The organism is Pseudomonas coleopterorum, assembly GCF_900105555.1.
Classification (GTDB): Bacteria; Pseudomonadota; Gammaproteobacteria; order Pseudomonadales; family Pseudomonadaceae; genus Aquipseudomonas; species Aquipseudomonas coleopterorum.
Genome location: NZ_FNTZ01000001.1, coordinates 3,026,899 through 3,040,966 on the forward strand (window position 1 = coordinate 3,026,899; position 14,068 = coordinate 3,040,966).

Sequence of the window (14,068 nt, forward strand, 5' to 3'; positions counted from 1 at the left end):
ATTTCCGCTGGAGGGGAAAAGCGGCAACGCCGGCGTCAGAAAAATTGCCGCATGGCGCTGCAGTAGCGAACCTCGTCAGACGAGGCACGGGGTCACTTGGCCTGATAGATGATGCCGGGGCTGCACTGCACCATCTGGTAAAGCTCGGGCAGACCGTTCAAGGCTTCGGATGCGCCCAGAAACAGGTATCCGCCTGGCTTGAGGGTGCCGTGGATGCGGGTGAGAATGTCTTTCTTTACCTGCGCGGAAAAATAGATCAGCACGTTGCGACAGAAGACGATATCGAACTTGCCCAGGGCGGCGTAGCTATCGAGCAGGTTGAACGCGCGAAACTCGACGCGACTGCGAATCGGCGCCTTGACGGCCCAGCGTCCTGGACCCTTGGGATCGAAGTAGCGCTGCAGACGCTCCTGGGAAAGGCCGCGACCGATGGCCAGGCTGTCGTACTCGCCGCTCTTGCAGTTGGTCAGCATGCTGCCGGACAGGTCGGTGGCCACGATCTGCACGCCCGACTTCAACTGGCCCAGATTGCTGCGCTCGAATTCGTCGATGGTCATCGACAGCGAATAGGGTTCCTGGCCCGAGGAACAGGCCGCCGACCAGATGCGCAGGCGCGCGCCGGGGCTGGCCTTGATGCTTTCGGGCAGCACCTTGTTCTTCATCACTTCGAACGGGTAGGTGTCGCGGAACCACAGGGTTTCGTTGGTGGTCATGGCGTCCACCACCTGCTCGCGCAAACCGCTGCGCGGCTGGTTCTGGATGCGTTGCACCAGCTCGCCCAGGGATTTGATGCCCTGCTGCTCCATCAGCTTGTTCAGGCGGCTGGCAACGAGGTACTGCTTGTTCTCGCCCAAGAGAATGCCACAGGCTTTTTCCAGGAAGACCCGGAACTGATCAAAATCCAAATTACCCGTAGACACGGTGCCGCCTCTTGCTGGTTCGGTAGGCCGGGCGCTGGCGCCCGGCATTCATACTGCTGCCTTGATGCGATCGACGACGCGAGCCGCCAGATCGTCGGGGCGGAACTTGGCCAGGAAATCGTCGGCGCCGACTTTCTTCACCATGGCCTGGTTGAACACCCCGGACAGGGAAGTATGCAGGATCACGTGCAGTTTCTGCATGCGCGGATCGCTGCGAATCTCGGCGGTCAAGGTGTAGCCGTCCATTTCCGGCATCTCGATGTCGGAGATCAGCATCAGGAATTCCTCTTCCGGACGCTTGCCATCGTCGACCAGGTTGCGCAGGTACTCCAGCGCCTGCCGACCGTCGTTGAGAGCCACGACTTCCACGCCGACCGTCTGCAGGCAGCGGGTGACCTGCTTGCGCGCCACCGATGAGTCGTCGACGGTCAACACGCGCAGGGACACGGCCTTGCTGTGGGTCTCTTCGTCGACCACCCCGACCGAGATCGCTTCGGAAGTCGGCGCCACTTCGGCGAGGATCTTCTCGACGTCGATGATCTCGACCAGCTGGTTGTCCACGCGGGTGACAGCGGTCAGGTAGTGATCGCGGCCGGTACCCTTGGGCGGCGGATGGATCTCTTCCCAGTTCATGTTGACGATGCGTTCCACCGAGTGCACCAGAAAGCCCTGAATCTTGGTGTTGTACTCGGTGATGATGACGAAGGTATCGGTGGATGCCTCAAGCCCCACGGAGCCTGTGGCCATGTCCAGATCCAGGATCGGGATAGTCGCCCCGCGGATGTTGGCCACGCCGCGAACCACCGGGTTGGACTTAGGCAATACCGTCAGTTTGGGGCATTGCAGCACCTCCCTGACCTTGAAGACATTGATCCCGTAGAGCTGTTTGCCATTGAGGCGAAACAACAACAACTCGAGGCGATTCTGTCCAACCAGCTGCGTGCGCTGGTTCACCGAATCCATAACACCGGCCATGCCCAAACTCCTCTTGCGACCCGGACGATATCGGCACGGGCCTTGCTATTAGCACTGCATGAACGCAAAAACGACGGTTTCTCGACACATCGCTGCGTATTTATTCTGGGCCGTTGCCACGGTGGGTGGCGCGGTGCTCGGCAGTACGGCGCGCGCCGACAATGTCACATTGCCCGAACAGCTTATCGGTGTCACCCAGGGTTTTCTTGAGTTCACTGTCGAAGATTATCTGGCGACCTCGCAGATCCAGGGTCGCTACGAGATCGAGGTGAACAATCTTGACCCGCGCCTGCGCATGCCGGGCTGTGATCGGCAGCTGTCGGCGACCCTGGAAAGTCCGGCGCAACCCCTGGGCCGGGTGACCGTGCGTGTGCGTTGCGAAGGCGGCGCGCCATGGACGGTATTCGTTCCGGCCCAGGTCCGCCTGTTCCGCGAGGTGGTCACCACCACCCGGCCGCTCAAGCGCGACAGCGTGCTGACCGAGGCCGATGTGGCGTTGCGCGAGCGGGACATCGGGGCGATGGGGCAAGGCTTTCTGGTTTCGCTGGACGAAGCGGTGGGCATGAAGCTGATCCGACCGACGGTTGTCGATCAGGTGCTCACGCCGGTGTTCCTTGAACAGCAGGCACTCGTGCTCAAGGGTGACCAGGTGGTGATCATCGCCCGCAGCGGCACCCTGGCGGTGCGCATGCCGGGTGAGGCGCTGGCCCAGGGTGGCATGAGCGAGCAGATCCGCGTGCGCAACCTGAACTCCAAACGGGTGGTCAAGGCACGGGTGACTGGCCCTGGACAGGTGGAAGTGGCGATGTAAACGCTGGTCGGCGAAGCGGAGTTTTCCTACACTATGGGGCTAGACAAGCCCGTCGCCGCGGCATCGGGCATTTGCGAAATAGCGCCTAAAGTTAATCGGGATTTGGCCGAAAACAAGGCAAGCGTCCAAATACCCAGAGGTTCAGAACAATGGTTATCGACTTCAACCGAGTAGGAAACTCGCCGTCAGTGCAAGGTACGCCACGTACCGGCGCTGCCAAGGAAGTGGCCGCCGACACGCCCGTGCCAAGCACGCCAGCCGTGAAGAGCGGGGAACCGGTCACCTTGAGCGATCAGGCCCAGCAAATGCAGAAAATCACCGACAAGCTGAGCGATCAGCCAACTGTCGACAGCGCCCGCGTCGCCGAGCTCAAGCAGGCCATCGCCGAGGGTAGCTACAAGGTCGACAGCGAGCGCGTTGCCAGCAAAATGCTCAATTTCGAAGCCCAGCGCTAGTTCAGTCTAGGCGCTGTGGCTTCTGGACGCGTCAACGCCAGGGCTCACCATGCACGATCAAACGCTGTTGCAGCTGATTGAAGAAGACCTCCCTTACGCAGGGCAACTGCTCGAGCTGCTGCGTGATGAGTCGCTGGCCTTGCAAAGCCGCGACATGGAGCTTCTGGAAACGATTCTGGCGCAGAAGCAGTCGTTGATCGTGTTGCTGGAGCAGAACGGGCGGCGGCGCAGCCAGTTGCTGATGCAGATGGGCCTGTCGGCCGATCGCGAGGGCTTGCAGGCGCTGGCGCTTCAGTCGCACCTGGGCGATGCGTTGCTGGCTCGGGGTGACGCGTTGAGTCAGTTGCTGGCGCAGTGTCAGGCGATCAATGCCCAGGTCGGTCAAGGTATCGCGCGCCAGCAGGTGGCGACCGCCAACCAGATCCGCATCCTCACTGGCGCGGAGCCACCGTCGCTCTACAACAGCCGTGGGTCGACTGCGAAGATGGCCACCTACCGGGCGCTCAGCCAGGCGTAATAAGCGCGTCGCCCCCGGACGCGGCTCGCGCCGCTGCTACAGGGATCGCGTACACCCACGCGATGCACACCGCACGCCTCCGCAACGACGGCGCAAGTCGCGCCAGCAGTACACGCGGTTCCCGTGACAACGGCGCACATTCGTCGGCGGTACACACGGTTCCTGTAGAAGCGGCGCGAGTTGCGTCGGGGGGTACACGCGGTCCCTGTAGCAGCGGCGCGAGCCGCGTCGGCGGGCGATGCAGTGCGTGTTGGCACAACGCAATGCGCGCGCGTCATCTTTAAACCTTTTCAACGAGCTGGCAGAATGCCGCACCTGCGCAGTCGGCGCGATCCGGAGTGGACAAGAACGTGTCAAACGCATCGAACCTGGAAGACGCTCCGCAACCGCCCAAGGTACTGGCTACACCTCTGGAAGTCGCCGCCAACCTGCGCCTGCTTCAGGAAAGCCATGACCCCCTGATCATCACCTTCCAGGACCGCCCCCTGCGCTGCCAGAGCTTCCTGGTGGAAGTGGACCGTGACAACCTGCGCATCGTGCTCGACGAAATGATCCCTCGCGAAGGCGAAAAATACCTGGAGGCCGGCGAGCCGTTCAAGGTCGAAGGCTTTCATGACGGTGTGCGCGTGGCGTGGGAAAGCCATGGCAACTGGACCATCACCCAGAAGGAATGCGGACGCTGCTATGTCGGCGCGCTGCCGGGCCAGGTGGTCTATCACCAGCGACGCAACGCCTTTCGCGCCGCACTCAAGCTTTCGCAACTGGTGGACGTCGAGATCGCCGGCAGCCGACTCAAGAACACCCTGGTCGGCAAGCTGCTGGACATATCGGCCCACGGTTGCAAACTGCGCTTCGAGGGCGACATCAGTGAGCGCCTGCAATTGGGGCAGATCTACGAGCGTTTCATGGCCGCCCTGCCCTTCGGCGCCATGACCACGCCGGTCGAGCTGCGTCATCTGCATTTCGAGGAGCGTATCGACACCACCTTCGTGGGCGTGCGCTTCCACAATATTCCCGGCCTGGTGCAGCGCCAGATCGAACGCTTCGTGCATCAATTGCAACGCGAAGCGCAGCGCTTCGACAGAGACGACTTCTGAAACAAGGCCGCGCGCCATGCGCGGCACCGCCAATCTCTAGACGGGCTTGACCGGCTCCTCGTCGCCAGGCTCGGTGTTCTGCATCTGCTCCTGTACCAGGTGCTCGTCGACACGGGGATCCAGTGCCGCGGCCAGCGGCGAGTTGGCCGCCGGCATGGCGACGTGATGCAGCGGCGCATCGTCCACCACATGCAGGTTGGTCACCGCCTTCGGCCGGATGCGCCAGACCAGCACCACGGCGAAGAAGCAGAAGAAGGCATACAGCATCTGGCTGCCGAACTGCTTCATCAGCACGCCGGCCACCAGCGGGCCGACACTGGCACCCACCCCGTAGGTCACCAACAGCATCGCGGTCAGCGACACGCGCCGGTCGGCTTCCACATGGTCGTTGGAAAACGCCACGGCCAACGGATACAACGAGAACTGCAACAGCGATACCAGGAAGCCGGCGGCGAAGAGCACTTCCAGCGGCACGGTCGGAATCAGCGCCAATGGCAGCGCGGCAACGGCGATACCGACGGCCACGCAGCGGATCAGCAGAGCACGGTCGTAGCGGTCCGACAGCCAGCCCAGCGGCCACTGCACCAGCAGGCCGGCAAAGATGCACGAACCCATGAACAAGCCCACCTGCTCGGTGCTCAACCCCTGCTGTGAGGCATACAGCGGTGCCAGGCCATAGAACGAGCCGACGATCAGACCGGATCCGAGCACGGTGCTCAGCGACTGCGGTACCCGACTGAGGAAGAAGCGCGGTTCCATGGGCGCCGGGTGCATCGGCGCCGGGTGAATCCGTCGCGTGAGCGCAACCGGTACCAGGCACAGGGCGAAGCACAGGGCAACCAGCATGAGCAGTTCCAGGCCCAGTTGCGGATGCACGACCAGGATCAGCTGACCCAGTACCAGGCCAAGGTAGGACGCGATCATGTAACCGCTGAACACCGCCCCACGCTGCTTGGTGTCAGCCTGCTCGTTTAGCCAGCTTTCGATCACCATGTACTGGCACATCATGCCCAGGCCGACGATAACCCGCAGGAACAGCCAGGCGGGCAGGTAATTCACCAGGCCATGGCCCAGCACGGCCGCGCCGACGATACCGGCGCAGGTGGCGTAGGCGCGTATGTGCCCCACGCGGGCGATCAGCCTGTGGCCGATCTTGCCGCCCAGAGCCAGACCGAAATAGTTGGCTGCCATCAGGGCGCCGACCCACAGGCTGTCGACCTGCTCGGCCGACAGGCGCAGGGCCAGGTAGGTACTCAATAGACCAGAGCCGATCAGCATCATCAGTGAGGCGAAATACAGGGCTCGAAAGTTTTTCCAGATTTGGCGCATTGCAGGTCCGCGGTAAAGGGTGTCGGAACGATCAGGTCACGGGCGACGGCCCTCCCGCCACTTCGGCGGACCGCTGCGGGAGAGGAACGTCACCTGCATCAAGCTGTTGCAGGATCAAGCCTGGGCCGCCAGTACCCGGCGCTCCCAAGGGGTGATTTCATCGAAGAAACTCGCCAGCTCCAGGGTCTTGGTCGCGATGTAGCCTTCGATGAACACATCGCCGAACAGTTCCCTGGCCAACAGGCTTCGTTTCAGACGCTCCAGAGCGGCATGCAAGGTACATGGCAAGGACAATTCATCGGGCACCGCGAGGTCGCCCTGCATGGGCGGGGATGGCTCGAGTTGCTGTTCGATGCCGTGCAGACCGGCGGCAAGGCTGGCGGCGATCGCCAGGTAGGGATTGGCATCGGCACCCGGCAGGCGGTTCTCGACCCGTCGCGCACTGGCCGCACTGGCAGGGATGCGCAGCCCGGCGGCGCGATTGTCGTAGGACCAGCAAGCATTGTTGGGCGACGCATACGGCTGGCAAAGGCGCTGATAGGAATTCACGTTGGGCGCCAGCAGCGCGGTGAAATCAGCCATGGCCGCCTGTTGCCCACCGATGAAGTGGCGGAAGGTATCGGTGGGCTGGTCATGGGCATCGCTGAACACGTTCAGGCCGCTGTCCACTGCCACCACACTCTGGTGTATGTGCATGGAGCTCCCGGCCACCCGCGCCAGCGGCTTGGCCATGCACACCACGCTGAGCCCATGCTTGAGCCCGACTTCCTTGAGCAGATGCTTGAACAGGAAGGTCTGGTCGGCCAACAGCAGCGGATCGCCATGGAGCAGGTTGATTTCGAACTGGCTGACGCCCATTTCGTGCATCACCGTGTCGCGTGGCAGGCCCATCGCCGCCATGCTGCGATAGACCTCGGTGAAGAACGGCCGCAGACCGTTGTTGGAGCCGACGCTGAACGCGCTGCTGCCGTCTTCCCGTCGACCATCCAGGCCGATCGGCGCCTGGAACGGCAGCAATGGATCGGGATTGGCGGCGAACACGAAGAACTCCAGCTCGGTGGCCACCACCGGCGCCAACCCCAGACGGCCATAGCGGGCAAGGACTGTCTTGAGCAGGCCACGGGTCGACAGCGGGGAGAAGCCACCGGTCAACTCCTCGGCATCGCAGACCACCCAGGCGCGGGGCGGCTCGCTCCACGGCAGGCGGTGCAGCCGAGTCAGGTCGGGCACCAGCGCGACGTCGCCGTCATCGGCACCGTAGTAGCGGCTGGGCGGATAGCCGCCCATGATGCATTGCAGCAACACGCCGATGGCCAGTTGCAGCCGCCGCCCCTCCTGAAAGCCCTCGGCGGTCATCACCTTGCCGCGCGGCACGCCGTTGAGGTCAGGTGTGACGCACTCGATTTCATCGACACCGCGCAGGTGCTCGGCGACCGTACGCGGTCCTTCGATACTCATGTCTCTGTCCTTGACGTTGAATGCCGCACGCGGCGATGGGCACAAAATACGCAACGCAGCAGGCGCGTGACAAGCCATCGGCAAGCACAGCTACGACCAAAGTCGCTTGCCGATAGCGTAGCGCCAGTACACAGTGTGACTGTTTGGATAAAAGCAGCTCGATGCTGCGCCTTGTTCGCCGGCCCGGCGAACAGCAGGAATGGTACACATGGAAGTTTTGGCTGCACTGTTTCACCCGCTCGAACCACGCCTCCTCATGCTCTGCAGCGATACTTCACGGACCGATTCGCTCAAGCGCTACCTTCAAGACCTTTCTCTACCCGTCGAGGGCCTGCAGCCGGAATTGCAGCCGGCGTACGACTACGAAAAAAGCCGGCACAAGGCCATTCTCGTGGAGCCTGGCCGTGGTGAACGCCAGAAAGGCGTGCGCTGGGTAGACGATATCCGCCGCGGCAACAGCTGGGCTTCGATACTGGTGGCCTTGACGGGCGCCGATGCGGCCACTCGCCAGAGCTATCAGCAGGCCGGGGCCGACCATGTCTTGCGCCTGCCAAGCACGGAGCCTGCGCGCGAGACGTTTTACGTCGAACTGTTCCAGAACCCGGACTACTGGAATCTCACGCCGCCGGTGGTGGACCCCGCGCGTCTGTGTCTGGAGGATGAAACCCGGCGGCTGGACCTGACCTTTGCGCAGGTTCAGGTCGTCCTGGCGTTGCTGTACGCGCCGCATCACCAGTTGAGCTTCGACGATCTGGCGCAACTGCTGGGGCTGAATCTGCGGACCTACGACATGCGTGTGGTGGAGAAATTCGTCAGCCGGCTGCGCAGCAGCATCCGTCAAGTCTTCGGCACCAACGTGATCCAGAGTGTGCGCGGCAGTGGCTACCGCCTGAACCGTGGGTGCATCTCGCCGCCGCCCAGCGCTTTCCACTGAAAGGCGGTTTTCACCAGACCGATGGGCATTGGCGGTTTTTTCACGGCGTACTAGGCTTGGAGTGATACGACAACTGTATCCAGCTCTACGTTTTGAAGGAACGACCTCATGCCTACGGATCTTGGCGACAAATTTTCATCCATCAACAATCAGCTCTACACAGCCCACCAGACAACCGACGAAGCGCAGTTGGCGCGTGGTTTCTGGTGGTTCAATGACGTCGACTGCACCCTGACCCAGAACGGTATCACCGTGGGTCTGACGCGCACCGAATGTTGGCTGCTGAGCCTGCTCGCCTTCAGCAGCGAGCGGGTCATCAGCAAGGAAGCGCTGATTGCCGGACTGGACAAGGACCCCAGCCACTACAACGGGCTGGAAATGTCCCTGAGCCGCCTGCAAAGCAAATTTGGCCAATGCAGCGGTGGTGAACGGCTGATCCGCTCGGTACGCAACCGAGGCTACTGCCTGGCCCAGGTGGTGCGTGCGGCCTATGGCCCGAGCTGGAAATCGTCGACGGGCCTGGCTGGCAAGCCCCCCTGCTGCTGCTAGCGTTCGCGCAGGGCTTCCTTGGCCCGGTTCAGTGGCTTGATCAGGTAATCCAATACCGTCTTATGCCCCGTGGTGATGTCCACCGTGGCGATCATGCCGGGGACGATGGCGAAGGTCTTGCCGGCCTTGTTTTCCAGCGAGTCGGAATCGGTGCGGATGAACACGCGGTAATAGAACACTTCCGGTTTGACCTCATCCTGAAGGGTGTCGGGCGAGATGGTGACGACCTTGCCGTCGAGCCCGCCGTAGATCGAATAGTCGTAGGCGGTGATCTTCACCTTGGCCTGCTGGTCGGGGTGGATGAAGGCGATGTCGCGAGGCGAGATGCGCGCCTCGATCAACAGACGCTCGTCCAGCGGCACGATTTGCATGAGTTGGCCGTTGGGCGGTACCACGCCACCGATGGTGGTGACCTCGATATCCTTGACGATGCCCCGTACCGGCGAACGCAGGGTCAGGCGCGAGACTGAGTCGGAGCGTCCCTTGAGCACGGCGGTGAGGGTTTCGACATCGGCATTGGCCTTGGCCAGTTCCTCGCGGGCACGCACCATGTAGTCGGAGCGCGCCTCGGTGAGCTTGAGTTCGAGTTCCGAGCGCTGCCGATTCAGGCGCAGGACTTCCACGCGGCTGGCCGCCCCGGTCCTGGCCAGGTTATCGGTGATCTGCAACTCGCTGCGCACCAGACGCAGCGACTCGTTGATGCCGGTCAGGGAATCGTCCAGGCCACGACGGCGGGCGTTGTACAGCTCGGTTTCAGCCTTGAGCAGTGCCGGGTAGGCATCGAGCTCGGGGGGAAATTTCAGCGGCTTGAGCCCGACCTCGGCCTGCAGCCGGGCGACGCTGGCCAACGTGGCCCGGTATTTGGCTGCGCTTTCACCGAAGTTGGACTCGGTCTTGGTCGGGTCCAACTGGGCCAGCACTTGCCCGCGCTCGACGATCGCCCCTTCGGTCACATTCATCTCGGCGATGATCCCGCCTTCGAGCGACTGGATCACCTGTTCCCGCGAGCTGGGAATCACCTTGCCGGTGCCGGTGGAGACTTCCACCACTTCGAAAAAGAACGCCCAGACGAAGAAGGCCAGGAGCATGGAGACCGATACCCACACCACGCGGGTCGCGCGCACCACGGTGGAGTCGTCGACACCGTCCTGATAATACGACTGGCCGGGCGCACCGTCTTCGCTGAGCAGCGGAATGCGCTTGAATTCACCGGAGCCCAGCACCTTGAAACCCTTGCCTGTGTCCATTTGCCCTGCCCTCCTTGATTAAGCCGCACCCTTGGGACGCGACAGCGTGGCGATGGCGTTTTCCTTAGTGTCGTCGATGACCACCTGGCCGTTGTCGACCACGATGATCCGGTCGACCAGCGCCAGCACGCTGGTGCGGTGGGTGGCGACGATGATCGTGCGCCCTTGCCCCCAGGTGGCCAGGTTGTGGATCAGCCGGCGCTCGGTGGTCTCGTCCAGGGACGCGGTGGGTTCGTCGAGCAGCAGGATGTGCGGCTGACGGATCAACAGGCGCGACAGCAGCAGCGACTGGCGCTGGCCGCCCGACAGGCCGAGACCGCCTTCCAGGATCAAGTGATCCATGCCGGTCGGACACTGGCGGACGAAATCCAGCGCGCCAGTGATCTCCAGCGCGGCGATGATTTCCTGATCCGAGGCCTGCCCGGCGCCCATGATCAGGTTCTCGCGCAGGCTGCCATGGAACAGCCGCGAATTCTGCGTGAGCAGGCCAATGTCGCGGCGCACGTCGGCCGGGTCTATGTGTCCCAGGGCCACACCGTCGAGCGTGATACTGCCGCCGCTCAGGTCCAGGCCACCGGCCAATGCCTGGAGCAGGGTCGACTTGCCTGCCCCGTTGCGGCCCAGCACCGCGATGCGTTCGCCCGGTGCGATGGTCAGGTCGTTGACGGTCAGCGCCGGGGTGCGCGATTCCTCGCTGTATTTGAAGCTGGCGCGCTTGAGCGCGTAGCGCCCGCCGATCACCGGCAGGTGCACGCGCTGGGCGCCTTCGGGGTGATCGACAGGCAGCAGCATCAGACGGTTGAGCCCTTCCAAAGCCACCTTGGCCTGTTGCCAGCGCGTCAGCACGTGGGTCAGTTGCGACACCGGCGCCATCATCCGCGAAGCCAGGATCGAGGCCGCCACCAGGCTGCCGGTGGTGAGGTCACCGGCGATCACCATGGGCGCACCGAACACGATGACGATGGCGAACACCGCGCTCTGCACGTTCTGCGTCCAGGCCACCAGGCCGTTGGTCAAAGTGCGCAGACGCAGGCTGCTGTCGGCTGCCACGGCGTTGTAGTGGTTCCACTGCTGCTGGAAGCGTTGTTCGGCCTGCAGACTCTTGATGTCGTCCATGCCCTGCACGGTTTCCACCAGCATGGCGTTGCGCAGCGCCGACTCGCGCATGGACTCGTTGGCCAGACGCGCCAACTTGCGCTGGGCCAAGAGCCCCGGCACCACCATGGCAACGAGCGCGCACAAGGGAATCAGCACCAGCGGCCCGCCGATCAGGTAGAACACCACCAGGAAGATCAGGAAGAACGGCAGGTCGGCCAGCGCCGTGGCGGTGCTGGAGGTGATCAGGTCGCGCAGCGATTCCAGCTCGCGCAACTGCGAGATGAACGAGCCGGTCGACTTGGGCCGTGCCGAGTTGCGCAGGCGCAGGGCGTGACCGAACACCAGGTCGCTGACCCGCAGGTCGGCACGCTTGCCCAGCAGGTCGGTGATCTTCATGCGCATGATGCGCATGATGAAGTCGAAGACGATCGCCAGCAGCACGCCGCCGAACAGCACGTACAGCGTGGGCAGTGATTCGGCCGGGATGACCCGGTCGTACACCTGCATGGAGAACAGCACCCCGCCCAGCCCGAGCACGTTGGCCACCAGCGAGGCCAGCATGACGTGGCCGTAGGGCCGCAGGTCGCGCAGGACGATCTTGCGGAACCAGTGCTCGTCGTAGGGTTTGATGTAGTCGTTGGTGCGCACGTCGCTGACCGGCCGAGCCGGACGCAGGATCACCGTGCGCAGCGCGTTGTCCAGCAGGGTCTGGCGGTCGATGCTGCTTTGCAGCCCCAGGTCGCCGCTGTAGGCGATGCCGATCTGCTCGTCGTCGCCGAGCACCTGGATGATGCCCACCTGACCGTCCTTGAGCTGCACCACCAATGGCGTGCGCCATTGGGTCAGGGTGGTGGGGTCGTAGTGCGCGAACTTGATGGTCAGGCCGGCCTGACGGGCCATCTGCCGCAGCACGTCCTCGACGCTCGAATCGTCGGCGCGCATCGACGCGATGCGCACGTTTTCGGCCGAGCATTCCAGGCGGTAGTGGCGCGCCACCCCCAGAATCGCGTCGAGCCAGACCTGGTAGTCCTGGCGCGAAAAGGTTTCGTGGGGTTGCGCCGTTTCCGGATCCAGCGGCAGGTTCACGGCATCGTTCATGGCAGGATCTCCACGCCTTGGATGGTGCTCCGATCGATCCGGTAGGCACTGCGCAGGGCGCCGGTGCTGTACAGGCAGTCCACCTGCAGGCGGCGCAGGTCGGCCTCGGTATTGGCCAGGTCGAAACGCGACTGGTGGATTTCCTGCTCGGCGTTGAGCAGGTCCAGCAGCGGCCGCGTGCCCAGTTCCAGGTACTGCTGGCCATACAACTCGCGAGCTTCGACGATGCTCGTCTGGCGGTACTGCAGCGAACCAAGTCGACGGTCCAGGCTGGCGGTCTGCGCCTGGGCTTCGAACAGCCCCTGGCGCGCCTGCAGCCTTGCGGCGTCTTCGGCCGAATCGGCGGCGGTCAGGGCGTAGGTGGCCGCTGCGGTGCGGGCGGTGGTGGCGCCGCCCTGGTAGAACGGCACGTCGAGGTTGATGAAGATGCCCGCCTGGGTCCGGTCGATGTTGGAATTGTTGCTGTTGTAATTGCTGTCCAGGTAATGGTTGAGCGTGGGGTCGACCGACAGGGTCGGCAGCCCGTCGGCGCGGGCCTGGCGGATGGCCGCCTGGGCTTCGACCCGTTGCGCGTTGGCCACCAGAATCCCCGGCAAGGCGTTCATGTCCGGCTCGGCGGTGTTGCAGGAGGCCAGCAGTGAGGACGGAAAGTCGTCGTTGACCTCGAACGGTGCGGCGCGCCCGACCAGGTTGATCAGGTTGGCTCGCCAGCGGTTGTACAGCGCCTGATACTGCAACAGCGTGGCCCGCGCGCCGTCTTCGCGTGACTTGGCCTGGACCACGTCGGAACGGGTCGCGGCGCCCATGTCGCTGCGCTGACGGGCGAGTTCGGCGATGCCGGCGATGCCCTTGATCTGCTCCCGGGCGATCTCGAGCAGGCGCTTGTAGCGCTGCACCTCAATGTAGGCCTGGGAGGTGTCGCGCGCCACTTGATCGATGCTGAGCAGCACCTGCGCCTGGCTGCGGGCGACCCGTGCCTTGGCCACGTCCACAGCGCTGTCGACCTTGCCGAAGTCATACAGCATCTGCTTGAGCGAAATGTTCACCGCCTGACTGGTGCCGTTGCCGCCGTAGGAGCTGTCGAGGCCACCGCGCAGGCCGCCGGTGATGCGCGGGTAATAACCGGCGCGCGCGACGTTGATGCCCTCGCCCTGCTGGTAGAGGGTGCCGATCGCTTCAGCGATGCTCGGATGCCATTCCACCGCCAGGCGAACCGCCTGGACCAGGCCCAGCTGGCTGCCGGCTATCGGCGCAGCCAGGTCGGTGTCATCCCGCTGAGCAGGGCCAGGCACGGCTGTGGGCCGGGCGGTGGGGCGTGGATGAAGCCCGACGCGGGAGTCGGGGCGGGTTTCCAGACGGCTGGGGCTGATGACCCGCAGTTCGGGTTCGACGGTGTCTGCGGCCTGTGCCGACAGGGTGTACAGCGTTGTGCTACTCAAGGCCAGAACGGCCACCGAAAACTGTGCTGCCAAAAAGGTCCACTTCAAGCCAATCCTCCACTTCCTGTTGTCCATGACACGCCCGAGACAGGCAACGTGCGACTTCCTGCCGCAACGTCAGGCCCGAAGGCCTGACGTGGA

General features: G+C 63.5%; 13 protein-coding genes. 6 read left to right on the forward strand and 7 right to left on the reverse strand.

The window, feature by feature from the left end:
* Window positions 1–92 precede the first annotated feature (92 nt).
* Complete coding sequence (gene cheR / locus BLV18_RS13535) at window positions 93–920, reverse strand: protein-glutamate O-methyltransferase CheR (RefSeq protein ID WP_049858975.1); 828 nt, start codon at window positions 918–920, stop codon at window positions 93–95.
* Window positions 921–968: 48 nt separating this feature from the next.
* Window positions 969–1,895 carry a chemotaxis protein CheV gene (locus tag BLV18_RS13540; RefSeq protein WP_090359223.1) on the reverse strand — a complete coding sequence of 309 codons (927 nt, stop codon included), beginning with the start codon at window positions 1,893–1,895 and terminating at the stop codon, window positions 969–971.
* 58 nt (window positions 1,896–1,953) lie between these two features.
* Here BLV18_RS13540 and flgA point away from each other — a divergent pair, with 58 nt between their 5' ends.
* From flgA to BLV18_RS13560, 4 genes are all read left to right on the forward strand, one after another.
* Window positions 1,954–2,706 carry a flagellar basal body P-ring formation chaperone FlgA gene (gene flgA / locus BLV18_RS13545; RefSeq protein ID WP_090359225.1) on the forward strand — a complete coding sequence of 251 codons (753 nt, stop codon included), beginning with the start codon at window positions 1,954–1,956 and terminating at the stop codon, window positions 2,704–2,706.
* 149 nt (window positions 2,707–2,855) lie between these two features.
* Window positions 2,856–3,161: a flagellar biosynthesis anti-sigma factor FlgM gene (gene flgM, locus BLV18_RS13550; protein WP_049858819.1), complete on the forward strand. Its 306-nt coding sequence runs from the start codon at window positions 2,856–2,858 to the stop codon at window positions 3,159–3,161.
* 49 nt (window positions 3,162–3,210) lie between these two features.
* Window positions 3,211–3,678, forward strand: coding sequence for a flagella synthesis protein FlgN (locus BLV18_RS13555; RefSeq protein ID WP_090359227.1), 468 nt, complete (start codon window positions 3,211–3,213; stop codon window positions 3,676–3,678).
* A gap of 350 nt (window positions 3,679–4,028) precedes the next feature.
* On the forward strand, window positions 4,029–4,775 hold the full coding sequence (locus BLV18_RS13560; RefSeq protein WP_090362279.1) for a flagellar brake protein: 747 nt from the start codon (window positions 4,029–4,031) through the stop codon (window positions 4,773–4,775).
* 36 nt (window positions 4,776–4,811) lie between these two features.
* Here the strand turns inward: BLV18_RS13560 and BLV18_RS13565 are convergent, their stop codons facing one another.
* Both BLV18_RS13565 and BLV18_RS13570 read right to left on the reverse strand, forming a co-directional pair.
* The gene (locus BLV18_RS13565) at window positions 4,812–6,104 is read right to left on the reverse strand and encodes an MFS transporter (protein WP_090359229.1); all 1,293 of its coding nucleotides are present in this window, start codon (window positions 6,102–6,104) and stop codon (window positions 4,812–4,814) included.
* A 114-nt stretch (window positions 6,105–6,218) separates the two neighbouring features.
* Window positions 6,219–7,460, reverse strand: a complete 1,242-nt coding sequence (locus BLV18_RS13570) for a glutamine synthetase family protein (RefSeq protein WP_208598889.1) — start codon at window positions 7,458–7,460, stop codon at window positions 6,219–6,221.
* A 310-nt stretch (window positions 7,461–7,770) separates the two neighbouring features.
* Between BLV18_RS13570 and BLV18_RS13575 the strand changes: the two genes are divergently transcribed.
* Window positions 7,771–8,496: a winged helix-turn-helix domain-containing protein gene (locus BLV18_RS13575; protein WP_167375947.1), complete on the forward strand. Its 726-nt coding sequence runs from the start codon at window positions 7,771–7,773 to the stop codon at window positions 8,494–8,496.
* 108 nt (window positions 8,497–8,604) lie between these two features.
* On the forward strand, window positions 8,605–9,045 hold the full coding sequence (locus BLV18_RS13580; protein ID WP_090359235.1) for a winged helix-turn-helix domain-containing protein: 441 nt from the start codon (window positions 8,605–8,607) through the stop codon (window positions 9,043–9,045).
* On the opposite strand, the gene BLV18_RS13585 is transcribed toward BLV18_RS13580, so the two are convergent.
* The 3 genes from BLV18_RS13585 to BLV18_RS13595 are packed head-to-tail and all read right to left on the reverse strand — an operon-like array spanning window position 9,042 to window position 13,942.
* Window positions 9,042–10,292: an HlyD family type I secretion periplasmic adaptor subunit gene (locus tag BLV18_RS13585; RefSeq protein ID WP_090359237.1), complete on the reverse strand. Its 1,251-nt coding sequence runs from the start codon at window positions 10,290–10,292 to the stop codon at window positions 9,042–9,044. The genes BLV18_RS13580 and BLV18_RS13585 overlap by 4 nt on opposite strands.
* Window positions 10,293–10,310: 18 nt before the next feature.
* Window positions 10,311–12,488 (reverse strand): type I secretion system permease/ATPase, encoded by a 2,178-nt coding sequence (locus tag BLV18_RS13590; RefSeq protein ID WP_090359239.1) that lies wholly within the window; start codon window positions 12,486–12,488, stop codon window positions 10,311–10,313.
* Window positions 12,485–13,942 carry a TolC family outer membrane protein gene (locus tag BLV18_RS13595; RefSeq protein ID WP_425272650.1) on the reverse strand — a complete coding sequence of 486 codons (1,458 nt, stop codon included), beginning with the start codon at window positions 13,940–13,942 and terminating at the stop codon, window positions 12,485–12,487. Before BLV18_RS13595 ends, BLV18_RS13590 begins: the two co-directional genes overlap by 4 nt.
* Window positions 13,943–14,068: the final 126 nt, after the last annotated feature.

Excerpts from the sequence above, each read along its gene's own strand:
- BLV18_RS13540 (WP_090359223.1), bottom strand. The coding sequence starts at position 1,895 with ATGGCCGGTGTTATGGATTCGGTGAACCAGCGCACGCAGCTGGTTGGA.
- BLV18_RS13590 (WP_090359239.1), bottom strand. The coding sequence starts at position 12,488 with ATGAACGATGCCGTGAACCTGCCGCTGGATCCGGAAACGGCGCAACCC.
- BLV18_RS13555 (WP_090359227.1), top strand. The coding sequence starts at position 3,211 with ATGCACGATCAAACGCTGTTGCAGCTGATTGAAGAAGACCTCCCTTAC.
- BLV18_RS13580 (WP_090359235.1), top strand. The coding sequence starts at position 8,605 with ATGCCTACGGATCTTGGCGACAAATTTTCATCCATCAACAATCAGCTC.
- BLV18_RS13565 (WP_090359229.1), bottom strand. The coding sequence starts at position 6,104 with ATGCGCCAAATCTGGAAAAACTTTCGAGCCCTGTATTTCGCCTCACTG.
- flgA (WP_090359225.1), top strand. The coding sequence starts at position 1,954 with ATGAACGCAAAAACGACGGTTTCTCGACACATCGCTGCGTATTTATTC.
- BLV18_RS13570 (WP_208598889.1), bottom strand. The coding sequence starts at position 7,460 with ATGACCGCCGAGGGCTTTCAGGAGGGGCGGCGGCTGCAACTGGCCATC.
- flgM (WP_049858819.1), top strand. The coding sequence starts at position 2,856 with ATGGTTATCGACTTCAACCGAGTAGGAAACTCGCCGTCAGTGCAAGGT.
- BLV18_RS13575 (WP_167375947.1), top strand. The coding sequence starts at position 7,771 with ATGGAAGTTTTGGCTGCACTGTTTCACCCGCTCGAACCACGCCTCCTC.
- BLV18_RS13585 (WP_090359237.1), bottom strand. The coding sequence starts at position 10,292 with ATGGACACAGGCAAGGGTTTCAAGGTGCTGGGCTCCGGTGAATTCAAG.